General features: G+C 43.1%; 7 protein-coding genes. 6 read left to right on the forward strand and 1 reads right to left on the reverse strand.

Annotated features, from left to right (window positions below; genetic code table 11):
- Positions 1 to 1,296 (reverse strand): hypothetical protein (locus AB7E53_RS13390; protein ID WP_446776223.1); only part of this gene is annotated, 1,296 nt, incomplete at its 3' end.
- Positions 1,297 to 1,483: 187 nt separating this feature from the next.
- On the opposite strand from AB7E53_RS13390, the gene AB7E53_RS13395 reads away from it, so the two are divergent.
- From AB7E53_RS13395 to AB7E53_RS13420, 6 genes are all read left to right on the forward strand, one after another.
- Entirely contained in the window at positions 1,484 to 2,137 is a 654-nt protein-coding gene (locus AB7E53_RS13395; protein ID WP_446775261.1) for an AlbA family DNA-binding domain-containing protein, read from the forward strand.
- 334 nt (positions 2,138 to 2,471) lie between these two features.
- A complete protein-coding gene (locus AB7E53_RS13400; RefSeq protein WP_446776225.1) occupies positions 2,472 to 3,935 on the forward strand; it encodes a phytoene desaturase family protein in 1,464 nt (487 codons plus the stop codon).
- A gap of 145 nt (positions 3,936 to 4,080) precedes the next feature.
- Entirely contained in the window at positions 4,081 to 5,544 is a 1,464-nt protein-coding gene (locus tag AB7E53_RS13405) for a phytoene desaturase family protein (protein WP_446776227.1), read from the forward strand.
- Between the two features lie 3 nt (positions 5,545 to 5,547).
- Positions 5,548 to 6,378, forward strand: coding sequence for a phytoene/squalene synthase family protein (locus AB7E53_RS13410; protein ID WP_446771685.1), 831 nt, complete (start codon positions 5,548 to 5,550; stop codon positions 6,376 to 6,378).
- A gap of 2 nt (positions 6,379 to 6,380) precedes the next feature.
- A complete protein-coding gene (gene idi / locus AB7E53_RS13415; protein ID WP_079683913.1) occupies positions 6,381 to 6,902 on the forward strand; it encodes an isopentenyl-diphosphate Delta-isomerase in 522 nt (173 codons plus the stop codon).
- On the forward strand, positions 6,902 to 7,112 hold a 211-nt coding region (locus AB7E53_RS13420; protein WP_446776229.1), incomplete at its 3' end, for a phytoene desaturase family protein. The genes idi and AB7E53_RS13420, both read left to right, overlap by 1 nt.

Below are 7,112 nucleotides of genomic sequence, written 5' to 3' on the forward strand. Positions count from 1 at the left end.
AAGTAAATGTATGGCTTTTGCCAGTACCCCGGCAGATCCTTTAAAATTACCGGAACCACTGGGTATATTTCCCATACCATACCACTCATAAAAGCCGTTGTTTTTAATAACCCGATTTATCATCGGATTTATTTCCTGGTATGCTTCCTCAACAAATCCGTTGAGAATCAATTGTTGGATCATCCTCCCGCCAAACCAGGTCCAGTCGCCGCCGTTCTGATAGCCATAGGGATACATTCCCTTATTTTGGAAGAATCCTTCGGGGTAGGGAGGATAGAGTGTTAGTCCGATTGTTGGAGCACCCGATGCCTTTACATTGGCCACCATGGTTGTATTGGCTGCCGCAATTTCCTCCTTTGAAAGCAATCCGGCTTCGATCGCCATGGCTGTTCCGCCGTGGTAATAAATTGAATTCTCATCGAAATCGGATGGAAACGGCGAGTCTTTTAAGTAAATGTGTGGAATAAACTTCTGTTTCGCTTCGTCCCATAGATATTTGCGCGTATTTACCTTAATATCGTCGCGAACCTTTGCCCAGCGCTCTTTAGCTTCGGGACGGTCGGTCAGCTCAATAAAGTGATTCAACGCAATGATAAAAAAGGCATTGTCGTAAATGTCTATTGCAAGATGTGAGTTCTCGTCCAGCTCCACTCCCCAGGGATGCTCCGGCTGTACGTCGCCCCAATCTGCTGTGGTTGCACCCCAAATCAAACTGTATGTTTTGTCCAGTCGCTCGTTCATTAAAAACTCCAGGGCCATCTCCAAACGTTTCTCTACCGTCTGGCCATTAATCTGCTTTTGCAAAAACGATTTGTTGCCGCTTTTATTCACGTAGCGCCAAACAGCCTGTACCAGGGATGCCTCGTGATCTGTCTCCACCGTATTCTTATGTGCAGCATAGCGGGGTTCCGTATCGGATAACCGGTATTTGTATCCTCCTTTATTATTGAGATCGGCCTTATTGATGTCGATAAATCCATCCACGATATCACCCGTTTTCCCTTGAAAATGGAAGAAGGTGATCAGATTGTCCTGTATGGTACTGTCCGGCATTACCTCCATGGCCAGCTCGATAAAGGTATTGTAGTCGCGAATCCAGACCTCGCCATAGCCGTCGCCCGCATTGAAACCTCCTTTTACAACCTCTCTGGCCATCGAATCCACCTTATGCATGAGGGTGTCATTCGTAATTTGATAAGCCAATTGTTGTTCCGGCGATTGGGTTTTTGCTCCGCTGCAGCCGGCAGTCAGGCATACAAGTGCTGCGGCAAGTGATAAGAATGTGTGCTTAATCATCGTTTATTGTGTTTTTGTAAGTTGTTTATTCTGTGGCAAATATAGAGGGTTGTCCCGTTTTGCCCACTGTGTTTTGTTCCTATTCACTTATACAATCTTACTTTTTTCTTTACTTTTGTAGGTGTGAAACGAACATGTGTACAACTTTCTACCTGTTTCGGACCTTCCATCTTAAAATGTTATTCGTATGAAAGCAATGACTGATACAGACTATATATATTCTCTGATAGCCGAAGGAGAACATCAGAAGCAGGATTTTAAATTTGAGATTTCGGATGCAAGAAAGATTGCCCGTACTTTATCGGCATTTGCCAATACGGATGGAGGACGATTGCTTATCGGAGTTAAAGATAACGGCCGCATTGCCGGTATTCGTTCGGATGAGGAGATTTATATGATTGAAGCTGCCGCACAGATGTATTGTGTGCCGGAGGTAAAGTATTCCATGCAGGTATACAAAGTGGAAGGTCGTTCGGTCTTGCTGGTCAACGTGGATCAAACCGATAAGAAACCTGTTTGTGCGAAAGACGAATCCGGTAAAGAGCTCGCTTATGTACGCGTGAAAGACGAAAATATCCTGGCAACGACCGTTCATTTGAAAGTGTGGCAACAGAGTGGAAGTCCCACGGGCGTCTTGGTGGAATTTACCCAGAAGGAACAACTTCTGCTTGATCTGCTTGAGCAGAATGAATATATCTCTCTCAATCAATATTGTAAACAGGGAAGCATCCCCCGCAGGGCTGCCGAGAACCTGATGGCCAAATTTATCCGTTTTCAACTAATCGAACCTGTTCTGGTAAATAGAAAATTCTATTTTAAACGAACAAATGAGCCTAAATAATAACGGAGAAAATCATTTTACTAATCGGAGTATATAGAGTATAAACTTCATTGTACCCTGCGACAGCCTGTCAAATCTGACAGGCTGTACGAAGGTACTTGATGAATAGTGTTTAATCATAGATAGAATCTGTGTGATGCATTGCATATATATAACAAGAAAAGGGTAAAACAAGTTACAAACTTTTCGTAAAATTGAATTTTAACAGTGAATTTAAAAGCTAATTTTATGTATCGTTAATAATTTAATGGCGTAAGATTTGGGAATGTGAAATGTTTTTTATAATTTTGTAAACTAAAATTAAAGTTTTGACTGCTTACCTATTTTATATGCTATGAAAACTGTGACTCTGATTGGTTCAGGTTTTTCCTCTTTATCCGCAGCTTGCTATATGGCAAAGAACGGATACAAGGTCACTCTGTTCGAAAAGAATGATACGATCGGAGGGCGGGCGAGGCAGTTTACCGAAGAGGGGTTTACATTCGATATGGGACCTACTTTCTATTGGATGCCCGACCTTATAGAACGATTTTTTAATGATTTCGGTAAAACAAGTGCCGACTATTATGATTTGATTCGGCTGGATCCCGGATATAAGATCTATTTTTCAGAGAAGGAAGCGCTATCAGTATCTGCCGATTTAACGGAGATATATGCCATGTTTGATTCTCTGGAGCCCGGAAGCAGTCGGTTTTTACGCTCTTTTTTACAGGACGCCGAGTTTAATTACCGGGTGGCAGTTGATAAAGTATTGTATAAGCCGGCTAATTCATTTTCCGAACTTATCATGCCCGATACTGTAAAACGGCTTTCTCAATTTTTTACTACGATCAGTGCGCGGGTTAAACAACATATTAAACATCCTTATTTAAGGCAATTGCTGGAATTTCCGGTAATCTTTCTGGGAGCAAAGCCAAGTAATACTCCTTTGTTCTATTGCCTTATGAATTACGCCGATATGGTGCTGGGCACCTGGCATATCAAAGGTGGTATGTTCCGTCTGGCGGATGCTATGAAGCAGGTGGCCGAAAGTCTGGGGGTGGAGATCGTGACACAAAGTCCGGTCGACAAAATTGTGGTACAGAAGGATAAAGCAACCGGCGTTGTGGTAAAGGACACTTTTCATGCAACCGACCTGATCATATCCGGAGCCGACTACCATCATACCGAATATCTGCTGGATGAATCATTCCGCAATTATAGCGAAACCTATTGGCAAAAAAGAGTGATGGCTCCTTCAGCTTTGTTGTATTATGTAGGCTTTGACCGGAAAATAGATCAGGTGGCACACCATACCTTGTTTTTTGATACCGACTTCACGCTTCATGCAGAGAATATATACGATCGTCCCGGTTGGCCCGATAAACCGCTGTTCTATACAAGTTTCCCCAGCATAACGGATCCTCAACTGGCTCCTGAAGGTAAAGAGACGGGTATATTCCTGATTCCTATCGCCCCGGCAATTACCGATTCCGAAGAGATTCGTTCTTTTTATTTCAATCAGCTTATCGACCGGATGGAGAATATTACGGGGCAATCGCTTAAAAAGGATGTGTTATTTTATAAGTCGTATGCCGGAGCTGACTTTATGCGCGACTACAATGCATACAAGGGTAATGCCTACGGATTGGCAAATACCCTGTTGCAGACGGCTTTCCTTAAACCGTCTGTACACAATAAACAGGTGAAGAACCTTTTCTATACCGGACAACTTACGGTTCCCGGGCCGGGTGTTCCTCCGGCTATTATTTCCGGTAAAATAGCCGCGGGAGAAGCATGTAAATACTTTAATAAATAGAATATGGATCCACTATACAGCACATTAAAAGCTAATTTTATGTATCGTTAATAATTTAATGGCGTAAGATTTGGGAATGTGAAATGTTTTTTATAATTTTGTAAACTAAAATTAAAGTTTTGACTGCTTACCTATTTTATATGCTATGAAAACTGTGACTCTGATTGGTTCAGGTTTTTCCTCTTTATCCGCAGCTTGCTATATGGCAAAGAACGGATACAAGGTCACTCTGTTCGAAAAGAATGATACGATCGGAGGGCGGGCGAGGCAGTTTACCGAAGAGGGGTTTACATTCGATATGGGACCTACTTTCTATTGGATGCCCGACCTTATAGAACGATTTTTTAATGATTTCGGTAAAACAAGTGCCGACTATTATGATTTGATTCGGCTGGATCCCGGATATAAGATCTATTTTTCAGAGAAGGAAGCGCTATCAGTATCTGCCGATTTAACGGAGATATATGCCATGTTTGATTCTCTGGAGCCCGGAAGCAGTCGGTTTTTACGCTCTTTTTTACAGGACGCCGAGTTTAATTACCGGGTGGCAGTTGATAAAGTATTGTATAAGCCGGCTAATTCATTTTCCGAACTTATCATGCCCGATACTGTAAAACGGCTTTCTCAATTTTTTACTACGATCAGTGCGCGGGTTAAACAACATATTAAACATCCTTATTTAAGGCAATTGCTGGAATTTCCGGTAATCTTTCTGGGAGCAAAGCCAAGTAATACTCCTTTGTTCTATTGCCTTATGAATTACGCCGATATGGTGCTGGGCACCTGGCATATCAAAGGTGGTATGTTCCGTCTGGCGGATGCTATGAAGCAGGTGGCCGAAAGTCTGGGGGTGGAGATCGTGACACAAAGTCCGGTCGACAAAATTGTGGTACAGAAGGATAAAGCAACCGGCGTTGTGGTAAAGGACACTTTTCATGCAACCGACCTGATCATATCCGGAGCCGACTACCATCATACCGAATATCTGCTGGATGAATCATTCCGCAATTATAGCGAAACCTATTGGCAAAAAAGAGTGATGGCTCCTTCAGCTTTGTTGTATTATGTAGGCTTTGACCGGAAAATAGATCAGGTGGCACACCATACCTTGTTTTTTGATACCGACTTCACGCTTCATGCAGAGAATATATACGATCGTCCCGGTTGGCCCGATAAACCGCTGTTCTATACAAGTTTCCCCAGCATAACGGATCCTCAACTGGCTCCTGAAGGTAAAGAGACGGGTATATTCCTGATTCCTATCGCCCCGGCAATTACCGATTCCGAAGAGATTCGTTCTTTTTATTTCAATCAGCTTATCGACCGGATGGAGAATATTACGGGGCAATCGCTTAAAAAGGATGTGTTATTTTATAAGTCGTATGCCGGAGCTGACTTTATGCGCGACTACAATGCATACAAGGGTAATGCCTACGGATTGGCAAATACCCTGTTGCAGACGGCTTTCCTTAAACCGTCTGTACACAATAAACAGGTGAAGAACCTTTTCTATACCGGACAACTTACGGTTCCCGGGCCGGGTGTTCCTCCGGCTATTATTTCCGGTAAAATAGCAGCGGGAGAAGCAAGTAAATACTTTAATAAATAGAATATGGATCCACTATACAGCACATTGTCTTTCGACATAAGCCGACTGGTCACCCAAAGGTACAGCACCTCCTTCTCTTTGGGCATTACCTGTTTCGATCCTCAGATAAGAGGTCCCATTTACAGCCTGTATGGTTTTGTAAGGTTTGCCGACGAGATTGTGGATTCTTTTCATGAATACGATAAAGCAAAACTACTGGACGATTTCGAAAGGGATTTCTATAAGGCCAAAGCCCAAGGGATAAGCCTGAATCCGATATTGAACTCATTTCAGCAAACAGTTAAGAGGTATAACATAGACGATGATTTGATTCAAGCATTTATTTCAAGCATGCGGAGCGACTTACTGAGAAGCAGTTATTCGGAGAAGGAGATAAAGGATTATATCTATGGCTCGGCCGATGTAGTGGGACTCATGTGCCTGAAAATATTTGTGGATGGTAATCAGTCGGAATACGACCGGCTTAAGCCCTATGCCATGCGCTTGGGGTCTGCGTTTCAGAAAATAAATTTCCTTCGGGATATCGGTCACGATATCCAGGAGCTGCATCGGATCTATTTCCCCGTTTTGAGAAATCAACCTTTAAATGAATCGACAAAGAAGGAGATTCTTGAAGAAATTGAAGAAGACTATAAGGTAGCCATGCAAGGGATAAGGCAATTGCCTAAATGCGCTTATGCCGGAGTATACACGGCTTACCTGTATTATTATACGCTGACACGAAAAATAGAGAAAACCCCGGCAAACATTTTACTTACCAAACGCGTGAGAGTCTCAGACTATGAGAAGATCTGGCTGTTTGTTAAAGCTTTTGTTTCCACAAAATTCAATTAATTATGGTGATACTGGTCGATGAAAATGATAATCCCATAGGGACGATGCCGAAGATGGAAGCACACGAGAAGGCAATGCTTCACAGAGCTTTTTCTGTTTTTATATTGAATGCAAACGATGAAGTGCTGTTGCAGCAGCGAGCCAATGATAAGTATCATTCGGCCGGACTGTGGACAAACACCTGTTGCAGTCACCCGCACCCGGGTGAAGATACCCTCGGCGCAGCCCGGCGACGGTTGAAGGAAGAGATGGGAATGGAGGCGGATCTGCAGTTTGTGTTTAAATTCATGTACAAGGCTCCCTTTGATAATCTGCTTACGGAGCATGAGATTGACCACGTATTTATTGGCAAAACCGATCAATTGCCGGTAATCAACCCCGAAGAGGTTGCTTCTTATAAATACATGAAACCGGAAGATATAAAATTGGATATGGAGCAGAATCCCCAATCATATACCGTCTGGTTCCGTATTATCTTCAACGAATTCTATAAAGAAATTTTTACCCACAAGTTGGCTGTGTAATGAAAATCGCTGTCGTTGGCTCGGGAATCGGCGGGTTGGCTTCGGCCATTCTGCTGCAAAGAAAAGGACATCAGGTAACTGTGTACGAAAAAAACAGTTGCCCCGGGGGGAAGATGGGCCAAATCAACGTGGATGGGTACCGCTTCGATACCGGTCCGTCGCTCTTTACGCTTCCCGAACTGGTGGACGAATTATTTGAATTATGCAACG

Source organism: Macellibacteroides sp. (assembly GCF_050251695.1).
In the GTDB taxonomy this organism is placed as follows: Bacteria; Bacteroidota; Bacteroidia; order Bacteroidales; family Tannerellaceae; genus Macellibacteroides; species Macellibacteroides fermentans.

Coding starts and splice junctions, on each gene's coding strand:
- AB7E53_RS13395 (WP_446775261.1), top strand. CDS start 1,484: ATGAAAGCAATGACTGATACAGACTATATATATTCTCTGATAGCCGAA.
- AB7E53_RS13400 (WP_446776225.1), top strand. CDS start 2,472: ATGAAAACTGTGACTCTGATTGGTTCAGGTTTTTCCTCTTTATCCGCA.
- AB7E53_RS13405 (WP_446776227.1), top strand. CDS start 4,081: ATGAAAACTGTGACTCTGATTGGTTCAGGTTTTTCCTCTTTATCCGCA.
- AB7E53_RS13410 (WP_446771685.1), top strand. CDS start 5,548: ATGGATCCACTATACAGCACATTGTCTTTCGACATAAGCCGACTGGTC.
- idi (WP_079683913.1), top strand. CDS start 6,381: ATGGTGATACTGGTCGATGAAAATGATAATCCCATAGGGACGATGCCG.